We start from the raw sequence: 26322 nt of genomic DNA, 5'->3' as shown, positions 1-26322 counted from the left end.
CGAACGCAATCCGCATATCAGCGTTCGTGGCGACACCTTGTCGTCGCTGTCCAAAGCCGTGTGATCTGCGTGGAACCCCTGACAGCACACGCGTGATAAATCCATTTCGGCGCATTGAACCGGTCCAAACGCTCAACTGACCAAAAAGAGATCTGCAATAAAGGAGCAGTTCCATGGGCATTCCCAAAGATGGGACGGTTTCGGTCCGCATCACATGCGTTGGTCACGCCAGCCGACGCTGGAGAGGTGCCCGCACGAAGGCGGCGGCATCCGCACTGAACCAACGCCTATCGGAATTCAGGGCGAAAACGATCTTCGACCAGGTCGATCCCATCGTCAAAATGCAGCTGCCGGGATTGCCCGTCGCGCTTGGCCAAAAGGCAGTCGGGAGCACGGAACCGTTTCCGACGGCCGGCGAAGATAACGCCGCCATCGATCGCAGTGTCGTCCTCATGGTCGACCTGGTTTGGACAGGTACGGGCGGTTACAAGAAGGTGCACCGTCCGCCTCGGCTTGTTTATGCGCCGAGCACCTTCTGGGAGATGAAAATCGCAGCGCTCTTTGGCGCCTCGGGTATCGGCGTCAAATCGAGCTTGCTCCGCGTGAAGATCAAGAACTTGAGTACAGGGCGCGAACTTTCGCTTTTTGGGCCGATTATCGGCGGTGATCTGACCATCGGTGCCGGCATGTTCAAGAAGGTGCCCAAGGTGTCGCCCGTGAGCTTCGACAAGTTCGATCCCAAACAATTGCGGGATGCGCAAGTGGGCAAGCCGGTCGTGTTCACGACGCCGCTCATGGACTTCGAAGACTGGATCAACGGATCGGAAGGCCAGCTCGTGCGGGTCGTTCACGGTCATCTTAAAACCGGCGTGACCAAGTCGCAGACCAGCTTTCTCCAGTTCGTCAGCGTCGATACTCATCCCGGCTCATTGGTCTTCGATCTGAAGGCGCTCGGTTTCTCGTTGGGTATTCCCGAGGTATCCAATCAGGTGCAATCCGGAACACTCAAAGCCGAAAATCATCCGTCAGACCAGTATCTCGTCGACACACCTGATGACGTTGTTCCTGTCCAAGTCGCACAGCACCGCAGCGAAGGCCTTCTGATCAGCTTCCCAACTGAAAAACATCACTGGACGGATTTGAGTTCGAGCCAGCAAGAGGAAGTGAAGCGATTTGTGTTGAACAGAACGGCAGCCATTCGCGCTTTGTCTGACTTCAAGGATGTGGTCGCCCCGACGCCGTGATGGGGCGGGTAGCTGGCAGACTGATTTCCCGACGGAGCTGTGGCTTCGTGCTTCGAGGGGGCGAGAAGCCGAGCATCCTGGTGGTATGCGCGCTCGACCCAATGCAGGTGCCGACCTGCGCGAATACGTACATCTTCGCCGTGCAGTATCAGCGGCGGGTGAACCCGGTGTCAGTTGCGGTGGCTCCGGGCACGCTGCTGGCGGCGGTGACGTTGCCGGTGGTGGTGTGGGTGGTGGCGAGGTGAGGTGGTCGGCGGCTTGGCGAGTGCGCCGCACCACCTCCCAAATACAATCAGCGCAGGCCCAGGAACGAGAGCACCACACCAATCACGACGACGAGTCCGACCAAATAGATAATGCCGTTCATGTCTGAGCTCCTCAGCGTTGTCAGTCCTGCCGCAACACAAACACTCCAGGTCGTGAAAAGGTTCGGCGTTGCCCGACGCCGATTTCTCCTGAAATGGGGGAACGAAAGCGACCGATCCTGCTTCGTGGCGTGCTGAGCCTTCGCCCCCCTCAACTGATGATTTTGCGTTTACACGCAAAGGTCGCTAGGCTGACTTGATACGTCCTGCAGGGAGGGTGATATGGGACAGCGTGAAGAGAGACTGGCAGTGATCAGAAGCGCTTACGCAGCACGCGATGGCGGTGACGCCGAGGGCTTGGTGACAGCCTTTCATCCCGAGGGCTTGTTCACCTTGATGGGCGACAAGAGCGCGCTCGCACTGACAGGGAGCATGCAAGGGCACCCGACCCTGCGTGGAGCTTTCAGTAGATTGATTGATGAATTCGGCTTCGAAGGTCGCGAAATCCTGGCTGAGCTGGTCGACGGAGATCGCGTCGCCGTCCATTCCCGCCTCGTCGTTCGATACCGCCCGACCGGGCAGGCTTCAAGCACCGAGATCCTGGATCTGTTCAGATTTAAGGACGGCAAGATCATCGAGCTGATCGAGTTTGCGGACACTGCGCAGATCAAGGCGATGATTGCGTGACGCGTGGTGAGGTTCTGTTAGTGTCGCCTGACGTTGGTGAGTTTGGTGCACTGTCATAGTAATTCGAATTGTATGACGTTCAGGCTGTGAACCTGACTGCCGAAAGAGTTATTGAACACGCTGGCCCGCGCGCCAGGCCATCTGCCAGAAGTCCGCCTCGAGTCGGGTGGCTTCCTTGAAGATCGCAATCAGCTCTGCCTCGCGGGCCGGTGTGGCGTAGAGATCGGCGAGATGCTCCATGTGCGCCTGCGCTTTGGCAGCGACCTCCTGGTACGGCGCGCCGGCATACTCGGCGATCCAGACGCGGTAGGCGTTCGTCGCAGCGTCCGCGAGGGGGAGCGAGGCGAGCCGCGTTGCGATCTCCGCGTACCCGATCACGCAGGGGGCAAGCGCCACCTTGAGCGCCAGCAGATCGCCGCGCATTCCTGCGTCGAGCACGTAGCGTGTATAGGCCAGCATCTCGGCCGCCGGCGGGGCCTGTTCAAGGTCGGCCGGGGACAGACCCCAATCGGCGCAGAGCTTCACATGCAGGTTCATCTCGACATCGAGGATAGCCGAAAGGCCGGCCGCGGCTTCACGCATGTCGGCAAGTCGGGGCGACTTGTAGACCGCGAGCGCGTAGGCGCGAGCAAACTCGATGAGGAACAAATAGTCCTGAACGAGGTAGTGACGAAACGCCGCTTCGGGGAGCGAGCCGTCTGCCAATCCGCTCGTGAAGGGATGCTCGGTGTAAGCCCGCCACTCAACGGATGCTGCTGTCTTGAGACGCTCGAAGAAACTCACGATCTTTTTCGCCCGGCTTGCTTGTCCATGAACGTCTTTTGGCTCGCTACCGATAGCGCATTGCGAACGGGGGAGCTACGGTGACCGCGCACAAAACTCACTTTAAGCAGCGTTGCGGATGGGCACTCCCCGCATCGGGAGTTTTGCGTCACCGTAACCCCAAGAGTTTTAAAAGGAACGGCTGGCCGACTTGTCCGGCGCCGCACTGCCCCAGCACTGTATGAGCGGGCTTCAAGTACAGGCTAACTGAGCGCCGAATTTCAAGGTCGGCATGCGTGCAACAGCTCGATGCCGAATCCAGCTAACCTGTAGTAGTCGGTTTGACCAGAAAGATGCCGCGACAAACAGCGAGCAATTACCAAATTTTCGATCGAAACAGCCGCTAGAGTCTCGCGAATACTCAATCGGTCCGCAAAGATTTTTGGATCAACAGTTGCCTGATTGGGGTTTTGGACGAGCGCGCGAGCCTCTTGCAATAGAAGTGCATCAAGCGGCTGCAGCTTCTGGAGAGCAGCAACGAACTCGGGTCGGACATCCGCGGCACGATCGGTGTCCATCGCATTAGCTAAAAGTCTTGCCCAAATCTCCTGCATCTCCGTGCGAGATTCTTGCTGGGCTGCTTCCAGCAACGGTATAGCGATTTGCTCTGGCAGTTCGGTCGTCTTAGCGTCGCGCTCCCGCAATATCTCCTGTGTTCGCCGGGTTATTGCATCCAGTCGCCGGTGCCGTGCAGCGTGGAGCGGGTCTCCAATCAGAATACCGTAAACATCGGCGATTTGCTGAGAACTGGCCTTCACAAGGTCCAGCGCCTTGCTGGCGGCTTTTGCGCTTTCTTCAATCGCGCCTTCGTACGGTGCCTTGTCGGTCATTCGCTTATTCCCCGAGCTTAAAGCCAGCGATAGGCGGCCCAGCCGACCTTGACGAGAGCAAATTGCAACCAAGGACTAAGATTGCCAACTCCCAACTTTTTGATGCGCCTGAATGTAGGGGCCAAACAGCTTGGGAGCAGTCCGGTAATACTCGTTCAGCTCATTCATTCGATCATAGTGCAGCTTCGGGCCAGCCGGGTCGTGTAGTTTGATTGCAGAGTTCGAGTCCATCAGATCGATGATCACAATTCGGATGCGCTCAAGATATTCGTTGACGTCTGGTCCAAAATAAAACGGCGCTTTTTCGATTGCCTCCGCGTACTCATAAAGTGTGCCATCGTCTGGTTGTCCGGAGGACATGGTCTTGGCTACCACATGTCTTATTGCTTCAAAGATTGCTATACGGCAGTCGAACAGCTCTAGCACGACGCGCTCATTCTCGGTTTGCCAGTTTTGTTTGGCAACTTCTGCCTGGAGGCGAGCCGCCTCAGCTTGGGAGCTTCCTAGGCGATAGGCGACGAAAGCCGCAGCTCCGGCCGCGATGACACCGGCGCTTCCTTACGTGAACAACGATAGACGGCCCAGCCAGCGAGAAACGCGACGGCGAGCAGCACCGCGTTGCGGCGGGAGGCGAGCCATCCGAAGGTTCTAACAGAAGGCGCGCGCCAAGGCGCCCCGAAAGGGGCTTGGCAGATTAACGCTTCGGTGTTCGGATGTCCGTGGGCGTGAAATTAGGACCTGGGCTATTGCCGCGTCTTCACACACGCGTCCACCGCGTAAGCGCACTGCTCCCCGGCAGTTAGGAGACCGCCAGTTGGGCCGGTGTAGTTCATTGAAGAGACCTGGCCGCCGGCAAACACCACATTGATCTTGCAAAAGCGACGTGAGCTGACCGCGGTGGCGCCGTACCGATCGCCGCTGACGCTGGCGACCTCCATGCCATTGCCGGAATCATAGCCCCAGACCTCGGTCGCGCCCTCGGCCGCTTTGTTGGCCGGTGCGCCCATACAAGAGAGCACCTGCTCCTTTGACATGCCTACCATTTGCGTTCGTGCATCTTGGGCGATTTCGGCGCGCTGAAAAGCGCAACCACATAGCGCGACGCCAAGCGCTACGATTCCCAAAACTCGCATGTTCTATTCCCCCAGCCGTGCATCCAACCGCAACGTACGGGGAAGCGCAACCTAAACGCGCTGCAACAAAAGAGATTCCGGTTACAGTGCGTGAAATTGGGATTACAGAAAACGAGTGCCCTGGGATCGAGAGGTTAGTGCACTGTTATGGGTAACCTGGCAGGTCGACTAACCCCACGTCTCAAGCGGCAATCTGCTATTGCGGCGTTTTGTCTATGTGCCCCTCTGTCCGCTTGTCGCCTCGCTTGCAGGCTGTGGTACGGCGCAATATGCGTTCACGCCGATCCGACAAGCTACTGCAAGTGCAATGCCGACCACAGGAACCAAGACAACTGCCGATAAACCAACGACAGAGCCAATTCCAGCGGCTATGGCGCCTACGACTTCAACCTTATGCTTGTTAGTGAGGCTCTCGATCTTTTTTGCGCAAGTCCTTGTAAGAGGGGTCTCCGCAATGAACTTGCGCACCTCTTCCATCACTCGACGGAAAAAACTATGCGACCCGCTACTTGCTCCAAAAGGGAAGGTGTTCTCGGGACCGACCCTGGACAGCCAATTCTGACCGATTTCCTCTAAGCTCGTTTCCATTGGAGAGCATCGCTTCTATAGTCTTTGCATGAGCGGCCGGAAGCGCTCCTATCCAATCAAGTGACGTAGAATTTTCGAAATCGAAGGTCATGACTGCAACTCGCGAATGTACTCAGCGGAAATCGCGTGGGTGGTCTGATGCAAGGTATGAGGGTCAACACCGCCCAAGCTGATGCCGCCACCTGCCCTAGGAGCGTAACTGCCGATTATCATCGCTGCGATGGTTCGCCCATCGCTGAGCAAAACTGGGCTCCCGGACTGCCCCGGACGCGCTTGAACGTTCAAGATAATGAGCAACGATAGTGATCTTTGTCCCGGTCGGATCTGCATCGGTCTTCTCAAGACGCAAATGTGCCGGGGCTTAAGGTGTCTGAGAATTGCACCGCTGGTACAGTTGGGTGGGCTCGAACCACCGACCTCCTGTTCCACAGACAGGCGCTCTAACCAACTGAGCTACAACTGCATCCTTGCGAGCCGCCCGAGGGGCGCCCTTGATAGGGCCGGTCACCGAGGGGGGCTGGACGGGGCGGAAACTAGGTGCAACGGGCGTTTTTGGCAAGGCCGCAACACCCTCAAAACGTCCCGCAAACGAGGTTATTTCCAAAGCAAAACCCGGGCTCTAGGCCCGGGTTTCTTAATTCAAACGACCCGGCCAGATCAGGCGGCGGGGTAGAGCTTCGCGGCGGAGGCCTTGATCGGCTCGGCGGCGGCAGTGGCCGCGCGCTGGGTGATCTCGGCGAGCTCCCGGGCCTGGGCCTGGAAGGTTTCGAGCTGCGTCTTGGAATGGTTGGTCCACAGCGCGAACGCATCCTGCGGCGCCTTCACGCTGAACAGCTCCTGGGTGAAGTCGAGATGGGCCTTGGTGTTGGCCTTCGCGAACTCCATCAGCTTGGCGGTGTATTCGCTGACGCCCTTGTGGGCGGACGCGAACACGGCCTCGACGGTGCCGTTGTGGGTTTCGGCGGCGTCCTTGAACTTGGCGTAGTTCTCGCGGGCCTGCGACACGCCCTTTTCGGCGAACGCACGCATCTGCTCCGGAACCTCGAACGGAATGACGGAGGCGGAGAATGGATCAGTCGTACCTGTCATGCTTTGTCCCTCACACTAATGAAAAAACGGAGTGAGCCTTCAGGCGCGCCCGCCGGCCAACCGGGTGACGGGTGCGAAGACTGGAAACACAAAACGAATGATGGCTCGCCCAGCGCGGAGACCATGCCTGCCTAAGATGTCAACATTGTGCAACGCAACGGGTTTTGGGGTGCATTGCGCAAATTTAATCGCGGGGAGGATGAGGTTCCCGGTATGGGGAACCGGTGGTTGAGGTAATCAGGTGGTGCCTGAGCGCGCGCCTCGTCCTTTGAGACGACCGCTGCGCGATCTCCTCAGGATGAGGCTGGGCGGCATGGGTATCTGCGGACGCGGGGATCTCGAAGAATGGGGATGCGAACGGGCTACGGCTTGCGGGGTCAGGGACATTAAGGTTATCGCGGCTTTAGGCCTTGGCGCATAGGCTTCGGCCGTGGACCTGCCCGGCCCTGCGGGCGATACTAACCCTTTCTTAAGGCTGTCATTCCCGGCAGCCTGATGCGCACAAGCGGGACGCGAAGCCGGTCGGATGACGAGTTCGGATTTCCAGTTGCGAGGCGTGGGCGATCCCCGGCTGGCCGTGCACGCGACCTCGCCGCTGCCCGTCTGGCTGTGGTCGATCGACGGCACGCGCGTGCTCTGGGCCAATCCGGTCGGGGCAAGACTGTTCGGCGCGGCCCATGCCACGGCGCTCGCAGACAAGACCTTCGGGCCCGCCGACAGCCACCGCCGCCAGATCATCCGGCTTGCCGGCCGGCTGCCTCCGAACGGCGCGATCCGGCTCGAACGGCTGCGCGGCTTCGGCGCGCGGTTGGGCACTCTGATGACCTGCGCCTGCGCCCGGCTCGACTTCGCCGATGGCGGCCGCGCCGTGCTGGTCACCGCGATGGACCCCGGCTTGCGCACCATGCCGCTGGTCGAGCGGCTGCTTCGTCTGGTCGACGGCGCCAAGACGCCGATGGCGGCGTTCGCACCCGACGGCCTGTTCGTCGGGGCCAGCGAAACGGCCCGCACCCTGCTCGGCTTCCGCGATCTCACCGAGGGCGGCCTCGAACAGGCGCGCAGCGATGCGCTCAGCCTTGGCCGCGCCGAGACGCCGATCGGCATCGGCCAGATGGTGCTGCAGCGGGTCGGCAGCGGGGCCGATGTCGGCCTGGTCGCGCTGATCGAGCCTGCCGTGCAGCAGGCGGCGGCTGCGACTGATGAGGTCGAGTCCGAGGCCGCCGAAGAGGTCGCGCGCGAAGAGATCGCCCGAGAAGACATCGCTCAGCATGAGGCTGCGCCGTCCGCTGCTCCAGCCGCCGTACCGCAGGATGTGCAAGCGGCGCCGTCGCACGAGGCGCCATCAGAGATCGCGCTGTTCGACGCCTTCGCCGAGCCGGTCGACGCGCCGCAAGCAACGATCGCGCACGAACCGCCCGTAAGCGAGCCGGCGACCGAGATCGTCTCGATCCAGCAAGCCGTCGAGCAAGCGGCCGAAGCGCGCGCCGAGGTCGAACCGAAGACTCCGGTTGAAAACTCGGCCGAAGCCATGGTGTCGCCGCAGGCCGCGCCGACCGTAACCGGCATGGTCGAGCCGCCGTCGGGCCACGAAGAGCCGCCCGCACCGCGTCAGCATCCGCTGCGCTTCCTCTGGAAGGCGGATGCAGAGGGCCGCTTTGTGCTTCTGTCCGACGAATTCATCCACCTGATCGGTGCGCGCACCGCCGCCGGCTTCGACCGCCCCTGGCGCGAGATCGCCGACGCCTTCGCGCTCGATCCTGAGAGCCGCGTGGCGCAGGCGCTTGCGAGCAAGGACACCTGGGCCGGGATCACCGTGAACTGGCCGGCCGATGGCGGCGAGCATCTGCCGGTCGAGCTTGCCGGACTTCCGGTTTATGACGGCGAGCGCAATTTCGCGGGCTTCAGGGGATTTGGCGTCTGCCGCGATCTCGACGGCCTCAACCGGCTCGATGCGCTCAGGCGTTTTGAGCTTTTGGCCGAACCGGCGGCGCCGCAAAGCCTGTCCGCCAATGTGGTCGAGCCGGAGCCCGAGCCAGAGCCGCCGCCTCCGCCGATCGAGCCGCCCGCACCTGAGCCTGAAGCTGAACTGCCCGAACCCACACCCGACGCGAATTCACATCCAACCGATCCGGAACCGCCAGTGGAAACGCCTCCCAATGTCCTGCCGTTCCGAGCGCCCGGCGACACGCGATCGCCGACGCTGACGCCGGTCGAGAACAGCGCGTTCAACGAGCTCGCCCGCCAATTGTCCGAGCGCCTCGAACGCGACAAGGAAACCATCGCGGCATCGTCCGAGCCGCCGGATGCCGAGATCACGCCTGAGGCGGCGACGCCGGAGCCCGAGCCTGAGACGCCGCACGCGCCGGCCGAATGGCTGACCGCGCCCGCGCCGCCCGCGCACGGCCACAGCCCGCGCGACCGCGCGCTGCTCGACCTGCTGCCGACCGGCATCCTGATCTACCGGCTCGACCGCCTGCTCTACGCCAACCCCGCGTTTCTCGCGCGCATGGGCTATGCCAGCCTGAGCGCACTGGAGAATGCCGGCGGGCTGGATGCGCTCTATGTCGAGCCGGGCGTGTCCGCGGCCAGCAGCACGTCGCAAGCCGGCACGCCTGTCACGATCAGCGCGACGCTCGCCAATGGCGAAGCGCCGCTGCCGACCACCGAGGCGCATCTGCACGCGATCGACTGGGACGGCGAGAGCGCGCATGCGCTGATCTGCGCGCTGCCGCAGGCTGCGCCCGTCATCGCCGAGACCGTCACCGCCGAGACCATTGTCCCCGAGACCTTCCCCACCGCGCCGGAGCCCGACGCCGGCGAGGCGGCCGCGGAAGATCTCGCCGCGATCCTCGACACCACGGCCGAGGGCATCGTGATGTTCGATGCCGAAGGCAACATCCACGCCTGCAACCGCAGCGCCGAGGCGCTGTTCGGCTATGACGGCGAGACGCTGATGCAGCAGAATCTGGTGACGCTGTTCGCGCCGGAGAGCCAGCATGTCGTGATCGACTATCTGGAAAACCTCAAGAGCCAGGACATCGCGAGCCTGCTCGACCACGGCCGCGAGGTGCTGGGGCGCGAGAAGAAGGGCGGCGTCATTCCGCTCGCGATGATCATGGGCCGCACCCGGCCCGACGGCCCGAACTTCTTCGCCGTGTTCCGCGATCTCTCGCACAGCAAGCAGGGCGAGAGCGAGCTGACGCAGGCGCGACGTCTGGTCGACGGCGCGGCCAATGCCAAGGCCGACATGCTGGCGCGGATCAGCCACGAGATCCGCACGCCGCTGAACGCCATCATCGGCTTCTCGGAGGTGATGATCTCGGAACGCTTCGGCACGCTCGGCAACGAGCGCTACGGCGAGTACATGAAGGACATCCGCGCCTCCGGCGAGCGCGTCATCGCCATCATCGACGACCTGCTCGAGCTGTCGCGGATCGAGACCGGCAAGCTCGACCTCAACTTCGCCAACCTCAACCTCAACGATCTCGTCGAGGCCTGCGTGGTGGTGATGCAGCCGCAGGCCAATCGCGAGCGCATCATCATCCGCACCTCGCTCGGCCATGCCCTGCCGCAGGTGAGCGCGGATGCGCGCGCGATGCGGCAGATCACCATGAACCTGATCTCGAACTCGATCCGGCTCGCCAGCGCCGGCGGCCAGGTCATCGTCTCGACCGCGCTCACCGACCGCGGCGAGGTCGCACTTCGCATCCGCGACACCGGTCACGGCCTCAGCGAGCGCGAAGTCGCCGCCGCGATGGAGCCGTTCCGCACGCCGCCGCCCGGCGACGCCGAAGACAGTTCGGCGCTGAGCTTGTCGCTGACCAAGGCCCTGGTCGAAGCCAACCGCGCCCGCTTCAACATCAAGAGCGCGGCGAACTCCGGCTCGCTGATCGAGGTGGTGTTCGCACCGGCACTGGCGCAGGCGTAAGCGGCGAACGCGATTTCCTGCCCGCGGTGCACGGGCGGCTTCGGCCGAGCCGCGCCCCGCGAAGGGCGCCAGCTCATTGCGACTTCTTCCCGAGCGGAACCGAAGCCCCTCGTTGCGGCTTGAAGCCTGGACCCAGCGTTTCTCCTGCTGATCAGTTCGACACTGCAGCTCCGCACTCCAGCGACTTCAAATGACCGAACGAGCGAAATCCGTGGCATCGAAGCAGCGTCCGCCCAAGCGGAGCGAGGCGGTGCGGAGCGACAGAGGCCCGACCACGACTGAGCGAAAGCCGCTGCCTACCGGCGCAGGCGCGCGCATGAACGCCCGAGTCGTGCTTGCCCTTGCGCTGGTCGCACTCGCGTTGTGGACGGCGGCGGGCTTTCTGCCCGCGGTGATCTGGGCCGCGATACTCGCAACCAGCCTGTGGCCGCTCTACACCAAGTTTGCGGCACGCGTGACCTCCGGCCGCTCCAGCCTGGCCCCGCTGGTCTTCACGCTCGTCGTCGCCCTCATCCTGTTTACGCCGATGTCGCTTGCCGTCTATCAGATCGCGCAGCAAGGCGATCTGCTCGTGGGCTGGATGAAACAGGCCGGAGAGAGCGGGATCGAAGTGCCTGATTGGCTCGCCCGCCTTCCGATCGCCGCAGAGAGCATCGAGCAGTGGTGGCGCAGCAATCTTTCCGATCCCAAAGCCGCGACCGCATGGCTGAAAAGCGTCAACGCAGACAACGCATCGGAACTGTTTCGAACGTTCGGCGGACAGCTGCTTCATCGCCTGTTTCTTCTGTTCTTTTCGCTGATCGCCTTGTTCGTCTTGCTGCGCAACGGCCGGTCGATCTCGGACCGCGTGCTGGAAACTTGCGATCGGCTTTTCGGTGAGGCGGGAGAGGGTCTCGCCGAGCAAATGGTCGATGCGATCCGCGGCACCGTGAACGGTACGGTGCTGGTCGCCGCAGGCGAGGGATTATTGATCGGCGTGGCCTATTTCGTCGCGGGCGTGCCGCATGCCATCGTATTCACAATATTGACCACGGCCTTCGCCATGCTTCCGTTCGGCGCCTGGCTCGCTTTCACCGCTGCGGCGGTGGTGCTGGTCTCTGGCGGAGGCAGCGGCTTCGCAGCCGCGGGCGTCTTCTTCTGGGGCGCGATCGTCATGTTGGCCGGCGATCATTTCGTCTGGCCGACCCTGGTCGGCGACTCGGCGCGGCTGCCGTTTCTGTTCGCGTTTGTCGGGATCTTCGGAGGCTTGGCTGCCTTCGGCCTTCTGGGCTTGTTTCTCGGCCCGGTGATCATGTCGGCGTTGCTGGTGGTCTGGCGCGAGTGGGTGTTCCGACCTGTCGCGCCCGAGAAGAACGGTTGAGTTGCCGCGGGCGTATCCCCAAGCACACGCCAGAAAGCAAAAGGCACGGCGCTTGCGACGCCGTGCCTTCCGCATTCATGAGGCTCGATCTCAGCTGTAGATTTCGAACAGTCCCGCGCCGCCCTGGCCGCCGCCGATGCACATCGTCACGACGCCCCACTTCGCCTTGCGGCGCTTGCCTTCCTGGAGGATGTGGCCGGTGAGCCGCGCGCCGGTCATGCCGAACGGATGGCCGATCGGCGCTGGCGAAGGCATAAGGCGAGATCAGGCTGGGACTGGACTGGCGGCTGCCTTTACGTAGTGGCGCAACCCGCTCGGACATGTAGTATGGCCCTGCCGGAGCGGGGTACCAAATTGGACGGAATCAATCTTCACGATCCCCTCTTCGCCACCTATGTCGTTGCCGCCAGCTTGATCATCCTCAAGGCCGTGGCGATGTCGTGGCTCACCGTGGTCCGGATGGTGAGGGCCCAGGGCGGCTACCGTTCGCCGGAGGACATCAAGAAGACACCACTGAATCCCGCACCCGATCCGGCGCAGCTTCTTCCCAACGAAGATGTGGAGCGGATCCGCCGGATCCAGATGAACGATCTCGAGAGCCTGCCGTATTTCCTGGCCGCGGGCTTTCTTTATGTTCTCACAAAGCCGTCGCTGCTTCTCGCGCAATGCCTGCTCTACGGCTACGTTGCCTCACGCCTGCTGCATTTTCTCGCCTATCTCACCGGGCAAATTCACGACATTCGCGCAATGCTGTGGACCGTCGGCTCGGTCATCCTGGTCTTCATGACCGTGCGCACGCTGCTCGTTGCACTCGGCGCTTGAGGCTCAGTCGGCCACGCCGGCGATCTGCTGGGCCGAAAGGTAGCGTTCAAGCGCCTCGTGCTGCTTGAAAAAGCGCATGGCGCGCAGATCGCGGATCGTCGTTTTTTGTGCCGCATCGCGAACCCGGGTGACCTCGCGGGCTTCCTCCAGCCGGCCGACCCCGACCAGGTTGGCCGCGAGCATGCGATGTCCGGTGCCGTTGCTCGGATTGTGCCGAACCGACTTGCGCGCCCAGGCAACGCCCTCCTCGTACTGCCCGAGGGCAAAGTAGGACGCGGTCAGTCCCGTCATCCACATATGGAGCATGCTGTCCTCGGGGCTGAGGACGAGAGACCGATGCAGGCATGCGAGTGCGTTGGCATAATCGCCTCCCATGCTGTCGATCATTCCGAGTACACCCCATGCGAAAGCCGAACTCGGATTGAGCCTTGCGGCTTCGCTGGCGTGAATGCGCCCCTGATCGTTGTCGCCGGCGGGCCCAAACAGCGTGAAGCCATAGACAGCGTGGGCGAAAGCGTCCCCACTATCCTGCTCGACGGCGCGGCGCGCCAGACCGACCGCCTCGGACGCGGCATCCGCAGACATGTTGGCGCCGAGCGGCGGAGCCATCACGAGTCCCCAAGCCAGCGCCGCCAGCGTCGCCGTTCGCTCCTGATCGAGGCTCAGAGACCGCCGAAGCAGATCGATGGCCTTGACGATACCTTCGCGGGTGCCGCCCCATAAATGATGAAGGCCGCGCAAATACAGATCATAGGCCGAAAGATCAGTTGGCGGCTTGCGGCGTGCGCGTTCGATCTCGGCGCTACGAACGGCGGGATCGACGACTGCGGCAACACTGCTGCTGACGTCGTCCTGCAGGTCGAAGATGTCGACCAGGGGGCGATCGTAGCGATTGGACCAGACCTGGGCCTCGCTTCCGGTATGAGTGAGCTCGGCCGAGACGCGAATGCGGTTGCCCGCCTTGCGAATATGACCGCTCAGGACGTATTGCGCACCGAGTTGCTGCGCAATCTGCCGGCTGGTCATTCCCTTGTCCCGAAGGGCAAAGCTCGATCCGGCCGCGATCACCACCAGCTCGCGAAAGCGCGATAGAGCGGTGATGATGTCTGCAGTGACGCCATCGGCGAAGTAGTCCTGTTCGGTTTCATCACCCATGTTGCGGAACGGAAGCACCGCCACGGAGGGCCTGTCGTTGCCGAACACGTGCTCCGCCTGGTGCGAAAGGTCTGCCGTCGGCTCCGCTGCCGGCAGAACGATCTTCTGCTCCTGGACCTTGCGCAATTCCGCAGCCAGCGCGCTGGTTGTGGCATCGGGCGCGGTGCCGAGCTCTTGCTTCAGAAAGGCAACGACGGCCTGATAATATTTGAGCGCCTCGGCGTTGCGGCCGGCCGCGGACAACGCGCGCATGATCAGGCGGTGCGCATCCTCGCGCATGCTGTTGAGTGCATTGGCGCGCTGGCCGGCGAGCAGGGCATCGCCGGCACGTCCGTCGGACAGTTCCTGGTCGCCGAGCGCTACCATCGCGCCGACAGCCAGCTCCGATAACCGCTCGCGTTCGCCGGCCACCCACTCGCTCCAGCCCTCAGCGTTGACCGCGATGTCATCGACGAGGCGCCCGCGATAGAGATCTGCCGCCGCGGTCAGCGCGTCACGGCTGCCCTTTCTGACAAGCCGCTCGAATTGCGGCACATCGCAGGTGATCACAACGGCATTCAACGAAATGAATTCGCCGTCACTCCTGAGAGCACTCTGACCAAGAACTTGACGCAGCTTGAACAGGGCCTGTCGCAGGTTTTGCTTCGCCTGCGCTTCGAAGTGCGATCCCCACAGCAAGGTCGAGAGTTTTTCGCGGTGCTGAGGCTGAGGTGCCGTGTAGGCCAGATAGGCCAGCAATCCCGCGAGCTTCTTGTTCGGTAAGCTGACGGCACCGTCCGGCCCGATCAGTTCAAAACGTCCAAGAAGTGCGAGAGTAAAACTTGGGCTGGGCGCGGGTGCAGTTTCGGTCATTCCGCCTCAAAAATAAGCAGATGCGCTCACGGATATACATCCTACACGAATTGCCGCCTTAGCGAACAATATTAACGCTGCAGTGACGGCCGAGTGACGCCGGCGACGACGACAGTGGGTTCAGATCGCATCGCGACGAGATGCCGGTTGGTTGATCGACGCGGAGCAATTTCATCCGGAAGTCAGCGTGCGCGCGCATCACCTCATCATGATCGTCGTTGGCTTGTTCGTGGTTCTCGCCGGATTCGACGCAGCGTTGACGACCTTTGCACACCCGACACTCAGGGCCGCTTCGCAGTCGGCGCCGCCCGTCGCACCGCTCCTTTTCGGAGGCGACTGATCGCACGCCGGCATCACAACAGCCATCAAACAGGAGGTCGCATTGACCGACATCGCACAGCAGGGATGACAATCGCAGAGGTTTCTCGCGTCCGACCAAGAACAGCGATTGGTTGCGATGTGGAGACTTGGAGTGGTCGCCTTCTATGGCTCGCTCCTGGCGCTGGTGATTGCCTTCGCGGCAATGAGCAAGGCGCCCCGAGAGCGCCAAGCCAACCTCGCCTCCGACGATTTCGTTACCCACTACATTTCGAACCCGCCGGCGCCGTAGGCGATCGGGACGAGCGACAGCAAAGCATATGAGGACAATCGTGAACAATCACAACCGTGCTGCGTCTCCAATTCGGGCCAGATCTCCGGCATCGCACGACAGAAAGCGAACAGGCGGCGAGACGCGCCTGATGATCCTCGTTCTGCTGGGATTCGGCCTCGTTCACGTGATCGGCGCGATCCTGATTCAGCGCGCGTCGACCGAGCCAGGTGATCCGCCCCTGATCCTCGCTTCGCACACCGACTGACGGCCGCCACATGCAGCCGGTTCATGGGATTTGAAAAACCAGGAGGCAACATGCCAGCAATCATACGCACGATTTCCCGCACGGTCCTCTCGGTCATCGGTGCCGAATTGGCGAAGCACGCCCTCCTGTTGTGCGCAGCGTGCGCCTTTGTGTTCGTGCTCTCACGAACCTACGGCCTGGATTTGAGCGCCGGATTCTTCTGACGTTCGCAATGGCGGCCGACATGACTGAAATCTGAAGACGCATCGTCGTTGATGCGTAAGTCCAGAGGAGCTGATATGTACGTTGGCCGGATATTGTCCACGCTTGGCGGACAAGGACCCATGCTCCTGGTGATCTCGCTTTGCGCAGGGCTGGTGATCACTCCCTTCGCTCATCTCGGCTACGATCTTTTGCCTTTTTCGGCATTTCTTCTGACGCTGGGCTCGTTTCTTACGGCGGGTCTTGCCCCCTCTGAAGCCAGCATTCGTCCGCTCCTGATGGGCGTGGTGCTTGCCTGGGTTGGCCTGGTGCTGCCATTCGCTGCTGCGATTCTGCTGTCCTTTGCTCCGCTTGATCCTGCGCTGCGGGCCGGCGTTCTGCTTTCATTGCTGGCGCCGCCGGTCGGAAGCGCCGCTGCGATCGCCGGAATGCTCGGTTTGCGACCACGTCTCGCACTGCTCGTTTCCATCGCACTGACCTTGCTCACGCCGATCTCGATTCCGAGTTTTGCCACGGTGCTCGGACTTGGAATTGCATTCGACATGGGCAGGCTGGCGATCCGGCTCTTCAGCATTATCGGCGCTGCAGGCCTGGTGGCCTTCTTAGCCATGAGGTTTCGTCGTCATGTGATTCCTGTTCTGCCCGATCAAAGCGCCGCCACCGGGATCGCCGTTGTCGGGCTCATGATCGTGGGGCTTGCCACCTCGCAAGGCATACGGGCGCAATGGACCAGCAACGCCCTGCGTTTCGACGTGATGCTCGCCGCGGCGATCGTGTTCAATTTCGGTCTGTGCGTCCTCGCTGCCATGACGTTCGCGAGACTGGGGTGGCAAACCGCCGGTACCATCGGTCTCGTGAGCGGAAACCGCAACGTCACGCTCGTGTGGGCAGCGGCGAGCTTCGGTCTGCCGTCGCTGGCGGAAGATTATGTCGCTGCGTGCGTCATCCCGGTCCTCGCGCTTCCCCTCATCATCAAGCTTTGTCTTAGACTACCATCCTTCAGCCGCTTCATCCCACAAAACCGATGACCCAAAGAGTACACGCCTGACCTGGTGCTCAAACAACAAGGCACGGCGCTTGCGACGCCGTGCCTTCCGCATTCATGAGGCTCGATCTCAGCTGTAGATTTCGAACAGTCCCGCGCCGCCCTGGCCGCCGCCGATGCACATCGTCACGACGCCCCACTTCGCCTTGCGGCGCTTGCCCTCCTGGAGGATGTGGCCGGTGAGCCGCGCGCCGGTCATGCCGAACGGATGGCCGATCGCGATCGATCCGCCGTTGACATTGTACTTGGCGGGATCGATGCCGAGCTTGTCGCGCGAATAGAGACACTGGCTGGCGAAGGCTTCATTGAGCTCCCAGAGATCGATGTCGTCGATCTTCAGGCCATGACGCTTCAACAGCTTCGGCACGGCAAAGATCGGGCCGATGCCCATCTCGTCCGGCTCGCAACCCGCGGCCGCCCAGGCGACGAAGCGGCCCATGGGATTGAGGCCGCGCTTCTCCGCGTCCTTGGCTTCCATCAGCACCACGGCCGCGGCGCCGTCCGACAGCTGGCTGGCGTTGCCGGCCGTGACGAACTTGCCGGGGCCCCTGACGGGCTCGAGCTTGGCGAGACCTTCCAGCGTGGTCTCGGGCCGGTTGCACTCGTCGCGGTCGACGACGTAATCGACGATCGACTCGGCCTTGGTCGCCTTGTCGACCACCTTCATCTTAGTCTTCATCGGGACGATCTCGTCCTTGAACTTGCCGGCCTGCTGCGCGGCGGCCATGCGGCGCTGCGACTCCAGCGAATACTCGTCCTGATATTCACGGCTGAGATTGTAGCGCTCGGCGACGATATCGGCGGTGTCAATCATCGCCATGAAGATCGCCGGTGCCGTCTTGAGCAGTTCGGGATCGATCGATTCCTTCGGCGTGCCGCCGCCCGGCATCGAGATGCTCTCGACGCCGCCTGCGACGATGCAGTCGGAACCGTCCGAGCGGATCGAGTTGGCGGCCATCGCGATGGTCTGGAGACCGGACGAGCAGAACCGGTTCACCGAGACGCCCCCGGTCGATTTCGGCATTCCCGCCAGCAGCGCGGCCTGGCGGCCGATGTTCGGCGCGCCATGAGCGCAATTGCCGAGATAGCAATCCTCGACATAGTCCTTCTCGACGCCGGCGCGGTCGACTGCGTGGTGAATGGCGTGGGCCGCGAGCGACATCGGCGGGGTGATGTTGAACCCGCCGCGGCCGGATTTCGCGAGGCCCGTGCGTGCATAGGAAACGATGACGGCTTCACGCATTGTTTTCTCCCTTTCGAACGATTTTGACCGGAGCATCGGTCGAGGTTTCTCGGCGCCATTGGTACACAATGTCCGGCGGTCGCGGGAGAAATAAAAACGCCGCCCTCGCGAGAGGGCGGCGTTGTTCCGCGGGTCGGAATATGTCGGCGGATCAGAACGTCAGCGCCTTGACCTGCTTGACCTGCGGCAGAGCCTGCACCTTGGCAAGCAGATCGGCCGGCACCGCGCCGTCGACCTCGATCAGCGCGATGGCATCGGAGCCCGGCGCAACGCGGCCAAGATGGAAGGTCGCGATGTTGATCTTGGCATCGCCGAGCAGGCTCGCGAACTTGCCTATGAAACCCGGCTTGTCCTCGTTGGTCACGTAGATCATCGACTTGCCAAATTCAGCGTCGACGCGGATGCCCTTGATGTCGACCAGGCGCGGCTTGCCGTCGGCATAGACCGTGCCCGAGACCGACCGCTCCTGCCGCTCGGTGGTGACGGTGACGGTGATCAGGCTTTCATAGTCACTCTGGGCGGCGCGGACGATCTCGTCCACCACCATGCCGCGCTCCTTGGCGACGACGGGCGCGGAGACGACGTTGACCTCACCCAGCATCGGCCGCAGCAGGCCCGACAGCACGGCGGAGGTGATCGCCTTGATCTTCATCTCGGCCACGTGGCCCTCATAGGTGATCTCGACCTTGAGGATGCCGCTCTCGGTGAGCTGTCCCGCGAACGAACCGAGCTTTTCAGCGAGCGCGATGAACGGCTTCAGCTTCGGCGCCTCTTCCGCCGTGATCGAGGGGAAGTTGACGGCATTCGAGATCGCGCCGGTGAGCAGGTAATCCGACATCTGCTCGGCAACCTGGAGCGCGACGTTCTCCTGCGCCTCGGTGGTGGACGCGCCGAGATGCGGCGTGCAGATCACGTTGGGATGACCGAACAGCACATTCGCGGTGGCGGGCTCCTCGACAAAGACGTCGAAAGCGGCGCCGGCGATGTGCTTGGAATTCAAAGCGTTGACCACGGCCTGCTCGTCGACGAGACCGCCGCGGGCGCAGTTGATCAGGCGCACGCCCTTCTTCATCTTGGCGATCGCGGCTGCGTCGATGATGTTCCTGGTCTTCTCGGTGAGCGGGGTGTGCAGGGTGATGAAGTCGGCGCGCTTGAAGAGGTCGTCGAGCTCGACCTTCTCGACGCCGATGTCCCTGGCGCGCTCCGGCGACAGGAACGGATCGAACGCGATCACCTTCATGCGCAGGCCGAGCGCGCGGTCGGCGACGATCGAGCCGATGTTGCCGCAGCCGACGACTCCGAGCACCTTGCCGGTGATCTCGACGCCCATGAAGCGGTTCTTCTCCCACTTGCCGGCCTGGGTCGAAGCGTCCGCCTGCGGAATCTCGCGCGCCAGCGCCAGCATCAGGGTGATGGCGTGCTCGGCGGTCGTGATCGAATTGCCGAACGGCGTGTTCATCACGATGATACCCTTGGCCGTGGCGGCAGGAATCTCGACGTTGTCGACGCCGATGCCGGCGCGGCCGATCACCTTGAGGTTGGTCGCCTTCTCGAGGATCTTCGCGGTCGCCTTGGTCGCGGAGCGGATCGCGAGGCCGTCGTAATTGCCGATGATCTCGGCGAGCTTGTCCTTGTCCTTGCCGAGATTGGGCTGGAAGTCGACCTCGACGCCGCGGTCTTTGAAGATCTGCACGGCAGCGGGAGAGAGCGCGTCGGAAATGAGAACTTTGGGTTTGGTCATGGAGATGTGTCCTTCGCCGTCCCTAGAGGGAGATCGGCCTGAGGGCCGGAATGGGGAATTGCTCGGAAGCTCTTTGCTCTCCCTCTCCCCGTTCTTACGGGGAGAGGGTCGGGGTGAGGGGCAGCCACAGGCGAGGTGCTCGCGGAGAGAGCCCCTCACCCGGATCGCTGCGCGACCCGACCTCTCCCCGTAAGAACGGGGAGAGGTAAAAACTACGCCGCCTTGGCGAGCGCGGCCTTGGTCTCGGCGAAGGCCCAGTCGATCCACTGGGTCAGCAGCGCGACATCACTGGCCTCGACGGTGGCGCCGCACCAGATACGCAGGCCGGCGGGCGCATCGCGATAGTAGGCGAAGTCGTAGCCCGCGCCCTCTTTCTCGACCAGCGCCACCAGCTTCTTGCTGAACTCGGCCTGCGCGTCCTCGGAGAGTGAGGTGATCGCGGGATCGGTGAACTTCAGGCACACCGAAGTGTTGGAGCGGATTGCGGCGTCCTTGGCGAGGAAGTCGATCCAGGGCGTCTTAGCCTTCCAGTCGGCGAGCACCTTGGTGTTGGCGTCGGCGCGCGCGATCAACGCCTTCAGGCCGCCGATCGACTTGGCCCAGTTCAGTGCGTCGAGATAATCCTCGACGCAGAGCATCGACGGCGTGTTGATGGTCTCGCCGACGAAAATGCCTTCGTTGATCTTGCCGCCCTTGGTCATGCGGAAAATCTTCGGCAGCGGCCAGGCCGGCTTGTAGGTTTCGAGCCGCTCCACCGCGCGGGGCGACAGGATCAGCATGCCATGCGCGGCTTCGCCGCCGAGCGCCTTCTGCCAGGAGAAGGTGACGACGTCGAGCTTGGCCCAGTCGAGGGGTTGCGCGAACGCGGCCGAGGTGGCGTCGCAGATGGTCAGGCCTTCGCGGGTCGCGCTGATCCAGTCGGCGTTCGGCACGCGCACGCCCGAGGTGGTGCCGTTCCAGGTGAAGACGACGTCGGACTTCGGATCGACCTTGGAGAGGTCGGGGATCTCACCGTAAGCCGCGTTGAGCTTGGTGACGTCCTTGAGCTTCAATTCCTTGACGATGTCGCTGACCCAGCCCTCGCCAAAGGATTCCCAGGCGAGCGTGGTGACGGGCCGCGCACCCAGCATCGACCACAGCGCCATCTCGACCGCGCCGGTATCGGAGGCCGGCACGATGCCGATGCGATAATCAGCGGGCACTTCGAGCACTTCGCGCGTCAAATCGATCGCTAGCTTGAGCTTGGTCTTGCCGACCTTCGCGCGATGCGAACGGCCGAGCGCTGCGTCCTTGAGATTTTGGGCATTCCATCCGGGGCGCTTGGCGCAGGGGCCGGAGGAAAAATGCGGCATGTTCGGCCGCGAAGCGGGCTTCGCTACAGTCATCGTCTACCCTTCCAGATAGTAAGCCTCCCGTTGGGGGGAGGTGTCCCGCCGCGGCTGATACGGGAATCGGGAAGACCAGTCAAGGAAGTTCCGGCGCCTCACGCGCGGGTGATGGCGCCTCCGGTGCGATCTTGGGGGAATCGACCACCGCCAGCGCGTTCAGCAAGCCCGTGGCATCGCTGATCAATTGCGCGGCGCGGCGGCGGCTGCCGACTTTCAAAATGCATTTGTCATTGGCCTGCACGACGTAGTCGTTGCCGACCTTGATCATCGAATAGCTTGTCATCGAAATCCCCGAACCGATCGAGCCCGGTTTCGACGTCCCGTAGCACCGTTCGTTCCTTCACCAACGTGAACGCCGTGACGGTGGTTTATCAGCTCTTAATATGAACGTACGCGCGATCCGATTTCGCTGATCGCGCAAGGCTCATAGCGTGCTGCGTCAAAAGCGGACAGTCATGCCGACGTGACTCGCCGTGAACCCAAGCCGCTTGTAGAAGCGCTGCGCATCTGTTCGCGTCTGATGCGTCAGCAGTTCGACGAGATTGCAACCGCGCGCTTTCGCTTCCGTCACCGCCCATTGCACCAATTGCTCGCCGATGCCGCGGCTGCGGCAATCGGAAGCGACGCGGACGTCTTCGAGCAGACCGCGCAAGCCGCCTTGCGAGCTGAGACCCGGCAGGATCGCGAGCTGCAGGCAGCCGACCACCCTGCCCTCACTCTCGACAACCACAAGCTGGATATTTTGATCGCGCTCGACCCGCGCGAATGCCTCGTAATAGGACGCATGCAACGGGTCTTCCACGCGCTCGCGTGCGCTCCCGAGATGATCGTCGGCGAGCATCGTCACGATCGCAGCAACATCTTCGCGGCGCGCGGGACGAATGGAGACAGATTCGGCGTTCATAAAGTTACTCCTGCCTCAAGCGCGCCTAACGCACCTTGGGTAGCCCGAGAAAGGTCTCGGCTTCGCCGATCCAGCGGCGGATGGCGGCATAGCGACCGAGATCGAAGCCGCCTTCATGCGCGACGCGCGTATAGGCAAGCAGCGAGACGTCGGCAAGCGAAACGTCATCACCGGCGAAGAAGCGGTTTGCCGCCAGATGCTGCTCCATGCGATCGAGCGCCGCGTAGCCGCGCTTGACCTTTTCAGGATCGAGCTCGGAGGCGTCCTTGCCGAGATAGACGAGCTGGAAGCGGCACACCGCGATATAGGGCTCGTGGCTGTATTGTTCCCAGAACAGCCATTCGTCCATCTTGGCGGCAGTGAAGGCGTCGCCCGGAATGAGCGCACTGTCGCGCGCGAGATAGCGGATGATGGCATTGGACTGCGCCAGCGTGCGACCGTCGTCGAAAGCGACGGTGGGCACCTGGCCGGCACCGTTCATCTGGAGGAATTGCGGCGTACGGGTCTCGCCCTTGCGGGTGTCGATCTCGATCCACTCGTAGAGCACCGCGAGCTTGTCGCAGACCCACTTCACCTTCAGACAATTGCCGGAATTGCTATCGCCGTAGATCCGCATCGGTGCCCCCGCGCATTCGGCGACAGAGCATCAGGACGGAAGGAATCTGTCAACAGGAAGCGGGCGACTCAGAACTGGTAGCCAATGCCGACGCGGAAGTTATTCAGGCCGACAGTGATGTCCTTCACGTCCGAGAAGCCGACATGCTCCCATTCGCCGCGAACCAGGATGTTGTTGCAGATCGCGTACTCGACACCGATACCGGCCGTCCATCCGTACATGAAGCTGTTGGTGCGCAGCTCAGTCTTGTTAAACGTACCCGTGTCAATCGTGTCCTGTCGATGGATCGTCGCCGTAACACCGCCCAGGACAATCGACTCGTCATAGTCGTCATGCTTGATGTAGGACACCGTCGCGAATCGCGAAACTTCAGCGCGCCCAATCGCCAGACCGGCGAAGGCATAGGGCATGAAGTCGCCGCCGTCCCAACCGACCCGACCGCGGAAGGTGGCGTAATCCTTCAGCTTTAGCGCAGCACCACCACCGAGTGAAGTGACGTAGGTATAGGTATGGCCCGTTGGCGCCGTCTCACCGTCGAGAATGCGTGTCATGGAATCACTTGCCGAGCTCGATATATTCTTCATGTAGCTGTAATTGGCCTCGACGCCGAACACTGCATCGTAGAGCTGCCAATTGCGGCCGACATAGGCGCCAAACCCGGTCGACTGCACGTGGTTACTCGGCAGCAGCGACCAGCCGCCGACTGGCGCCTCAAGGATGCTGTTGCGAAGCATGAAGTCGGTCATCGTCTTCGGAGCATGACTGAAATCAACATCGGTCGTGGCAAACCCGAACTGGCCGCCAACATAAAAACCGTCCCAGTTGTGGGACGTCTTTGACAGCCCGTCGGTGAAGCTGCCTCGGAGGATGGGAAGATCGGAGAGATCGGCCGCGTGCGCCGCAGAGACCGTCCCCAACATCGCCACCGCCAACAAAAGCCTACGCATCGAACGCTCCATCGAACTCGAACTTTCGCTCGTGATCATGGCCCGTTAACCTTAACCAATGGTTGCGCCGGAGGCTTTCGTCGCCGCCCGCCATGAAAAATACGCAAAGCAAAACGGCGCGGGATGATCCCGCGCCGTTAAGAGAGATTAAGCGATGAGGCTGACGATCAGCCCTTGGTGACGAGCGGCGGCATGTAGGCCGGCGGGCTGTCGAGATTCCAGCGCACGCCGAGCTTCAGGTCGTGCGAGGTAATGTCCTTGAACTTGAAAACGTTGCCGGTGGTTGCCCCGGTGTAGGTCGACAAGACACCGGTTTGCCCCTCACCCATATCGACATAGCTGTAGGCCAGTTCGAGAACGAGGTTGGGATTGACCTTGTACGCGAGACCCGCATGGGCAGCCCACGCCAGGTTCCACTTCGAACCGGCTGGTGCGCTCGAGAAGCTCGCCGTCGAGAACGCAAGATCGTTGATGCCGGTATCGGTAAAGTTCGAGATGGAGACGCGTGCGCCGCCAACGCCGGCACCGATGAACGGCGTGATGCACCACCAGGTGCCCAGGTCGACATACGCGTTCGCCAAGACCAGCCATTCGGACTTGGATGCGCTGTAATTATCGATCCCGCTGTAGGGCACGCCGCCCGCGGTTCCGGTGAAACGATCCGTTCCCTTGAAATTCGAATTGCCGCGATACTGCCCGGTCACGTCCGCGCGGAACCAATTGTTGAACCGGTAACCCGCGCCGAGGCCAAAGATGCCGGCGGTGTCGAACGACGACTGCTGATTGAACGAGGTGAGCTGCGAATAGGCGGACTCGCGACCGTAGTGGAGATCGCTCGTCTTCTGATTGCTGAAGCCGACGTCGCCGCGCAGGTACCAGCCACCGAAGTCGGCGGGCGGAGCCGGGGGCGCGTACATCGGAGGGGGCGCCGCGATCGGCATGTCGGCGGCGAACGCCATCGAGGAGATCAGGGTTGCCGCACCCGCGGCAAGGAGAGACTTAACGCTACGCATTGGCTTCGTCCTTTTGGCCGGTGAGGCAATACGGCGCCTCACGTTCTGGAAACTCACGGCCCGGACGATGCCAGCAAATGCTTAAGCGCCACTTAACCCTAATTTTTAAGGTTGATTTTTTCTCAACTCGCACGCGCGGGCGTCGCGAGCGTTGCAAAAATGCAGCGCCAAATGCGACGCCGTCGCCGCATTTCCTAACGATGTATGAAGCCGCGTTGCAGCAAGTCAGGATATGTTAACGCGCGTGCCGCGGCAGCTTGGGCAGGAATACCGCAAGCAGGCCGATCGCCGGCAGATAGGCGCAAACCTGGTAGACGAACGCGATCGAGGTGTGGTCGGCGAGCTTGCCGAGCACGGCGGCGCCCAGGCCGCCGATGCCGAAGGCGACACCGAAGAATACGCCGGAGATCATGCCGAAGCGGTGCGGTACCAGCTCCTGCGCGAACACGATGATCGACGACGTCGTCGAGGAGATGATCAGGCCGATGAGCACGGACAGCACCGCGCTCGCATAGAGCCCGGCATAGGGCAGCGCCAGCGTGAACGGCAGCGCCCCCAGGATCGAGATCCAGATCACGATCTTGCGGCCGAAGCGATCGCCCAGGGGACCACCGAGAAAAGCGCCGACCGCGTTCGCTGCGAGGAAAATGAAGAGATACATCTGCGCGGCTTGCGTCGATACGCCGAAGCGGTCGATCAGATAGAAGATGTAGTAGCTCGACAGGCTCGAGACGTAGAGCTGCTTCGAGAACAGCAGCGCGACCAGCACGAGGAGCGCAACGACGACGCGACGCGAATTCGGCGCGTCGGGATGGGCTTGATCCACCACCGCCTTCTTCGCCTTGATCTGCGGTTCGTACCAGCGGCCGATGCGCCAGAGGATGAGGATCGCGAGGAAGGCGATCGAGGAGAACCAGGCGATGCTGCCCTGCCCGAACGGCACGACGATGAGCGCGGCGAGCACCGGTCCCATCGAGGTGCCAAAACTGCCGCCGAGCTGGAACACCGATTGCGCAAAACCGTAACGGCCGCCGGAGGCGAGCCGCGCGATGCGCGCCGACTCCGGGTGAAACACCGCCGAGCCGAGGCCGACCAGAGCGGCGGCGACGAGGATGACCAGATATTGGTGGGCGGCACTGAGCAGCAACAGACCGAAGAAGGTCGAGGCCATGCCGATCGACAGCGAATAGGGCTGCGCCTTCTTGTCGGTGTAGTGGCCGACCACCGGCTGGAGCAGCGAGGCCGTGAACTGGAAGGCCAGCGTGATCATGCCGATCTGCGCGAAGTCGAGCGCGTAGGTGTCCTTCAGGATCGGATACACCGAAGCGATCAGCGACTGCATGGTGTCGTTGAGGAAGTGCGAGAAGCTGATGCCGGCCAGCACGACATAGGCCGGCCCCGCGGCACTTTTGGCGCCGGGTGCGACGTCGCTGACGAGGACGGGCTCCGTCAGTGTTTCCTCTGAGACGACGACAGGCTTGTTCACTGGAGCATCCCGGCGGGCGCGGCAGATTGCCGCGACAAGCTAGTTACGATGCGCGCGGCGACCGAT

General features: G+C 62.3%; 25 protein-coding genes, 1 tRNA gene and 1 pseudogene. 10 read left to right on the top strand and 17 right to left on the bottom strand.

From position 1 onward, the window contains the following. Window positions 1-173: 173 nt before the first annotated feature. From IVB42_RS24155 to IVB42_RS24145, 3 genes are all read left to right on the top strand, one after another. Window positions 174-1244, top strand: coding sequence for a hypothetical protein (locus tag IVB42_RS24155; RefSeq protein ID WP_204512338.1), 1071 nt, complete (start codon window positions 174-176; stop codon window positions 1242-1244). 101 nt (window positions 1245-1345) lie between these two features. After that, window positions 1346-1489, top strand: a complete 144-nt coding sequence (locus tag IVB42_RS24150; RefSeq protein ID WP_247296202.1) for a hypothetical protein — start codon at window positions 1346-1348, stop codon at window positions 1487-1489. 342 nt (window positions 1490-1831) lie between these two features. Then, the gene (locus IVB42_RS24145) at window positions 1832-2236 is read left to right on the top strand and encodes a nuclear transport factor 2 family protein (RefSeq protein ID WP_247296203.1); all 405 of its coding nucleotides are present in this window, start codon (window positions 1832-1834) and stop codon (window positions 2234-2236) included. A 108-nt stretch (window positions 2237-2344) separates the two neighbouring features. Here the strand turns inward: IVB42_RS24145 and tenA are convergent, their stop codons facing one another. The 6 genes from tenA to IVB42_RS24115 form a co-directional block, all read right to left on the bottom strand. Beyond that, a complete protein-coding gene (tenA, locus tag IVB42_RS24140) occupies window positions 2345-3019 on the bottom strand; it encodes a thiaminase II (RefSeq protein WP_247296205.1) in 675 nt (224 codons plus the stop codon). Between the two features lie 260 nt (window positions 3020-3279). Then, window positions 3280-3888 carry an Abi-alpha family protein gene (locus tag IVB42_RS24135; RefSeq protein ID WP_247296207.1) on the bottom strand — a complete coding sequence of 203 codons (609 nt, stop codon included), beginning with the start codon at window positions 3886-3888 and terminating at the stop codon, window positions 3280-3282. 75 nt (window positions 3889-3963) lie between these two features. Further along, window positions 3964-4314, bottom strand: coding sequence for a hypothetical protein (locus IVB42_RS24130; RefSeq protein ID WP_247296209.1), 351 nt, complete (start codon window positions 4312-4314; stop codon window positions 3964-3966). Between the two features lie 317 nt (window positions 4315-4631). Next, window positions 4632-4931 (bottom strand): hypothetical protein, encoded by a 300-nt coding sequence (locus tag IVB42_RS24125; protein ID WP_247296211.1) that lies wholly within the window; start codon window positions 4929-4931, stop codon window positions 4632-4634. A gap of 1064 nt (window positions 4932-5995) precedes the next feature. After that, window positions 5996-6072 (bottom strand) — tRNA-His (locus IVB42_RS24120). A 194-nt stretch (window positions 6073-6266) separates the two neighbouring features. Next, window positions 6267-6698 (bottom strand): phasin, encoded by a 432-nt coding sequence (locus IVB42_RS24115; protein WP_018453573.1) that lies wholly within the window; start codon window positions 6696-6698, stop codon window positions 6267-6269. A gap of 526 nt (window positions 6699-7224) precedes the next feature. Between IVB42_RS24115 and IVB42_RS24110 the strand changes: the two genes are divergently transcribed. Then, window positions 7225-10626, top strand: a complete 3402-nt coding sequence (locus IVB42_RS24110) for a PAS domain-containing protein (protein WP_247360985.1) — start codon at window positions 7225-7227, stop codon at window positions 10624-10626. Between the two features lie 316 nt (window positions 10627-10942). Beyond that, on the top strand, window positions 10943-11986 hold the full coding sequence (locus IVB42_RS24105; protein ID WP_063745866.1) for an AI-2E family transporter: 1044 nt from the start codon (window positions 10943-10945) through the stop codon (window positions 11984-11986). A 90-nt stretch (window positions 11987-12076) separates the two neighbouring features. On the opposite strand, the pseudogene IVB42_RS24100 reads toward IVB42_RS24105, so the two are convergent. Next, window positions 12077-12223: pseudogene (locus IVB42_RS24100) on the bottom strand (acetyl-CoA C-acyltransferase); the annotation flags it as partial. Window positions 12224-12313: 90 nt separating this feature from the next. Here IVB42_RS24100 and IVB42_RS24095 point away from each other — a divergent pair. After that, the gene (locus IVB42_RS24095) at window positions 12314-12808 is read left to right on the top strand and encodes an MAPEG family protein (protein ID WP_143273320.1); all 495 of its coding nucleotides are present in this window, start codon (window positions 12314-12316) and stop codon (window positions 12806-12808) included. A 3-nt stretch (window positions 12809-12811) separates the two neighbouring features. Here IVB42_RS24095 and IVB42_RS24090 read toward each other — a convergent pair whose 3' ends face one another. Continuing rightward, on the bottom strand, window positions 12812-14815 hold the full coding sequence (locus IVB42_RS24090) for a BTAD domain-containing putative transcriptional regulator (RefSeq protein WP_247296216.1): 2004 nt from the start codon (window positions 14813-14815) through the stop codon (window positions 12812-12814). Window positions 14816-14966: 151 nt separating this feature from the next. On the opposite strand from IVB42_RS24090, the gene IVB42_RS24085 reads away from it, so the two are divergent. The 4 genes from IVB42_RS24085 (at window position 14967) to IVB42_RS24070 (ending at window position 16901) form a co-directional block, all read left to right on the top strand. Next, the gene (locus IVB42_RS24085) at window positions 14967-15155 is read left to right on the top strand and encodes a hypothetical protein (RefSeq protein ID WP_018453567.1); all 189 of its coding nucleotides are present in this window, start codon (window positions 14967-14969) and stop codon (window positions 15153-15155) included. A gap of 132 nt (window positions 15156-15287) precedes the next feature. Then, window positions 15288-15425 (top strand): hypothetical protein, encoded by a 138-nt coding sequence (locus IVB42_RS24080; protein WP_018453566.1) that lies wholly within the window; start codon window positions 15288-15290, stop codon window positions 15423-15425. Window positions 15426-15722: 297 nt separating this feature from the next. After that, on the top strand, window positions 15723-15875 hold the full coding sequence (locus IVB42_RS24075; RefSeq protein WP_018453564.1) for a hypothetical protein: 153 nt from the start codon (window positions 15723-15725) through the stop codon (window positions 15873-15875). A gap of 120 nt (window positions 15876-15995) precedes the next feature. Further along, window positions 15996-16901 (top strand): hypothetical protein, encoded by a 906-nt coding sequence (locus tag IVB42_RS24070; protein WP_247296219.1) that lies wholly within the window; start codon window positions 15996-15998, stop codon window positions 16899-16901. An 87-nt stretch (window positions 16902-16988) separates the two neighbouring features. Here IVB42_RS24070 and IVB42_RS24065 read toward each other — a convergent pair whose 3' ends face one another. The 9 genes from IVB42_RS24065 to IVB42_RS24025 all read right to left on the bottom strand — a co-directional run bounded on the left by IVB42_RS24065 (window position 16989) and on the right by IVB42_RS24025 (window position 26256). Beyond that, window positions 16989-18161, bottom strand: a complete 1173-nt coding sequence (locus IVB42_RS24065) for an acetyl-CoA C-acyltransferase (protein WP_007596708.1) — start codon at window positions 18159-18161, stop codon at window positions 16989-16991. Window positions 18162-18312: 151 nt separating this feature from the next. Then, complete coding sequence (serA, locus tag IVB42_RS24060; protein ID WP_247337608.1) at window positions 18313-19902, bottom strand: phosphoglycerate dehydrogenase; 1590 nt, start codon at window positions 19900-19902, stop codon at window positions 18313-18315. Window positions 19903-20114: 212 nt separating this feature from the next. Continuing rightward, a complete protein-coding gene (locus IVB42_RS24055; protein WP_247296226.1) occupies window positions 20115-21287 on the bottom strand; it encodes a phosphoserine transaminase in 1173 nt (390 codons plus the stop codon). A 79-nt stretch (window positions 21288-21366) separates the two neighbouring features. Next, a complete protein-coding gene (locus tag IVB42_RS24050; RefSeq protein WP_240543165.1) occupies window positions 21367-21558 on the bottom strand; it encodes a hypothetical protein in 192 nt (63 codons plus the stop codon). Window positions 21559-21729: 171 nt separating this feature from the next. Beyond that, a complete protein-coding gene (locus IVB42_RS24045; RefSeq protein ID WP_018453559.1) occupies window positions 21730-22194 on the bottom strand; it encodes a GNAT family N-acetyltransferase in 465 nt (154 codons plus the stop codon). Window positions 22195-22219: 25 nt separating this feature from the next. After that, window positions 22220-22810 carry a glutathione S-transferase family protein gene (locus IVB42_RS24040; protein ID WP_018453558.1) on the bottom strand — a complete coding sequence of 197 codons (591 nt, stop codon included), beginning with the start codon at window positions 22808-22810 and terminating at the stop codon, window positions 22220-22222. 68 nt (window positions 22811-22878) lie between these two features. After that, the gene (locus IVB42_RS24035) at window positions 22879-23769 is read right to left on the bottom strand and encodes an outer membrane beta-barrel protein (protein ID WP_240544152.1); all 891 of its coding nucleotides are present in this window, start codon (window positions 23767-23769) and stop codon (window positions 22879-22881) included. A gap of 155 nt (window positions 23770-23924) precedes the next feature. Further along, window positions 23925-24770, bottom strand: coding sequence for an outer membrane beta-barrel protein (locus IVB42_RS24030; protein WP_240543166.1), 846 nt, complete (start codon window positions 24768-24770; stop codon window positions 23925-23927). Window positions 24771-25005: 235 nt separating this feature from the next. After that, window positions 25006-26256, bottom strand: a complete 1251-nt coding sequence (locus IVB42_RS24025; RefSeq protein ID WP_247296232.1) for an MFS transporter — start codon at window positions 26254-26256, stop codon at window positions 25006-25008. Window positions 26257-26322: the final 66 nt, after the last annotated feature.

This window comes from Bradyrhizobium sp. 45 (genome assembly GCF_023073155.1).
Classification (GTDB): Bacteria; Pseudomonadota; Alphaproteobacteria; order Rhizobiales; family Xanthobacteraceae; genus Bradyrhizobium; species Bradyrhizobium canariense_D.
This window is presented reverse-complemented; position numbering and strand designations above follow the sequence as displayed.

What these genes read in the sequence shown, in the direction of transcription:
- IVB42_RS24155 (WP_204512338.1), top strand. Translation starts at nt 174, where the DNA reads ATGGGCATTCCCAAAGATGGGACGGTTTCGGTCCGCATCACATGCGTT.
- IVB42_RS24150 (WP_247296202.1), top strand. Translation starts at nt 1,346, where the DNA reads ATGCAGGTGCCGACCTGCGCGAATACGTACATCTTCGCCGTGCAGTAT.
- IVB42_RS24145 (WP_247296203.1), top strand. Translation starts at nt 1,832, where the DNA reads ATGGGACAGCGTGAAGAGAGACTGGCAGTGATCAGAAGCGCTTACGCA.
- IVB42_RS24135 (WP_247296207.1), bottom strand. Translation starts at nt 3,888, where the DNA reads ATGACCGACAAGGCACCGTACGAAGGCGCGATTGAAGAAAGCGCAAAA.
- IVB42_RS24125 (WP_247296211.1), bottom strand. Translation starts at nt 4,931, where the DNA reads ATGGTAGGCATGTCAAAGGAGCAGGTGCTCTCTTGTATGGGCGCACCG.
- IVB42_RS24115 (WP_018453573.1), bottom strand. Translation starts at nt 6,698, where the DNA reads ATGACAGGTACGACTGATCCATTCTCCGCCTCCGTCATTCCGTTCGAG.
- IVB42_RS24110 (WP_247360985.1), top strand. Translation starts at nt 7,225, where the DNA reads ATGACGAGTTCGGATTTCCAGTTGCGAGGCGTGGGCGATCCCCGGCTG.
- IVB42_RS24105 (WP_063745866.1), top strand. Translation starts at nt 10,943, where the DNA reads ATGAACGCCCGAGTCGTGCTTGCCCTTGCGCTGGTCGCACTCGCGTTG.
- IVB42_RS24095 (WP_143273320.1), top strand. Translation starts at nt 12,314, where the DNA reads ATGGCCCTGCCGGAGCGGGGTACCAAATTGGACGGAATCAATCTTCAC.
- IVB42_RS24090 (WP_247296216.1), bottom strand. Translation starts at nt 14,815, where the DNA reads ATGACCGAAACTGCACCCGCGCCCAGCCCAAGTTTTACTCTCGCACTT.
- IVB42_RS24075 (WP_018453564.1), top strand. Translation starts at nt 15,723, where the DNA reads ATGCCAGCAATCATACGCACGATTTCCCGCACGGTCCTCTCGGTCATC.
- IVB42_RS24070 (WP_247296219.1), top strand. Translation starts at nt 15,996, where the DNA reads ATGCTCCTGGTGATCTCGCTTTGCGCAGGGCTGGTGATCACTCCCTTC.
- IVB42_RS24065 (WP_007596708.1), bottom strand. Translation starts at nt 18,161, where the DNA reads ATGCGTGAAGCCGTCATCGTTTCCTATGCACGCACGGGCCTCGCGAAA.
- serA (WP_247337608.1), bottom strand. Translation starts at nt 19,902, where the DNA reads ATGACCAAACCCAAAGTTCTCATTTCCGACGCGCTCTCTCCCGCTGCC.
- IVB42_RS24055 (WP_247296226.1), bottom strand. Translation starts at nt 21,287, where the DNA reads ATGACTGTAGCGAAGCCCGCTTCGCGGCCGAACATGCCGCATTTTTCC.
- IVB42_RS24050 (WP_240543165.1), bottom strand. Translation starts at nt 21,558, where the DNA reads ATGATCAAGGTCGGCAACGACTACGTCGTGCAGGCCAATGACAAATGC.
- IVB42_RS24045 (WP_018453559.1), bottom strand. Translation starts at nt 22,194, where the DNA reads ATGAACGCCGAATCTGTCTCCATTCGTCCCGCGCGCCGCGAAGATGTT.
- IVB42_RS24040 (WP_018453558.1), bottom strand. Translation starts at nt 22,810, where the DNA reads ATGCGGATCTACGGCGATAGCAATTCCGGCAATTGTCTGAAGGTGAAG.
- IVB42_RS24035 (WP_240544152.1), bottom strand. Translation starts at nt 23,769, where the DNA reads ATGGAGCGTTCGATGCGTAGGCTTTTGTTGGCGGTGGCGATGTTGGGG.
- IVB42_RS24030 (WP_240543166.1), bottom strand. Translation starts at nt 24,770, where the DNA reads ATGCGTAGCGTTAAGTCTCTCCTTGCCGCGGGTGCGGCAACCCTGATC.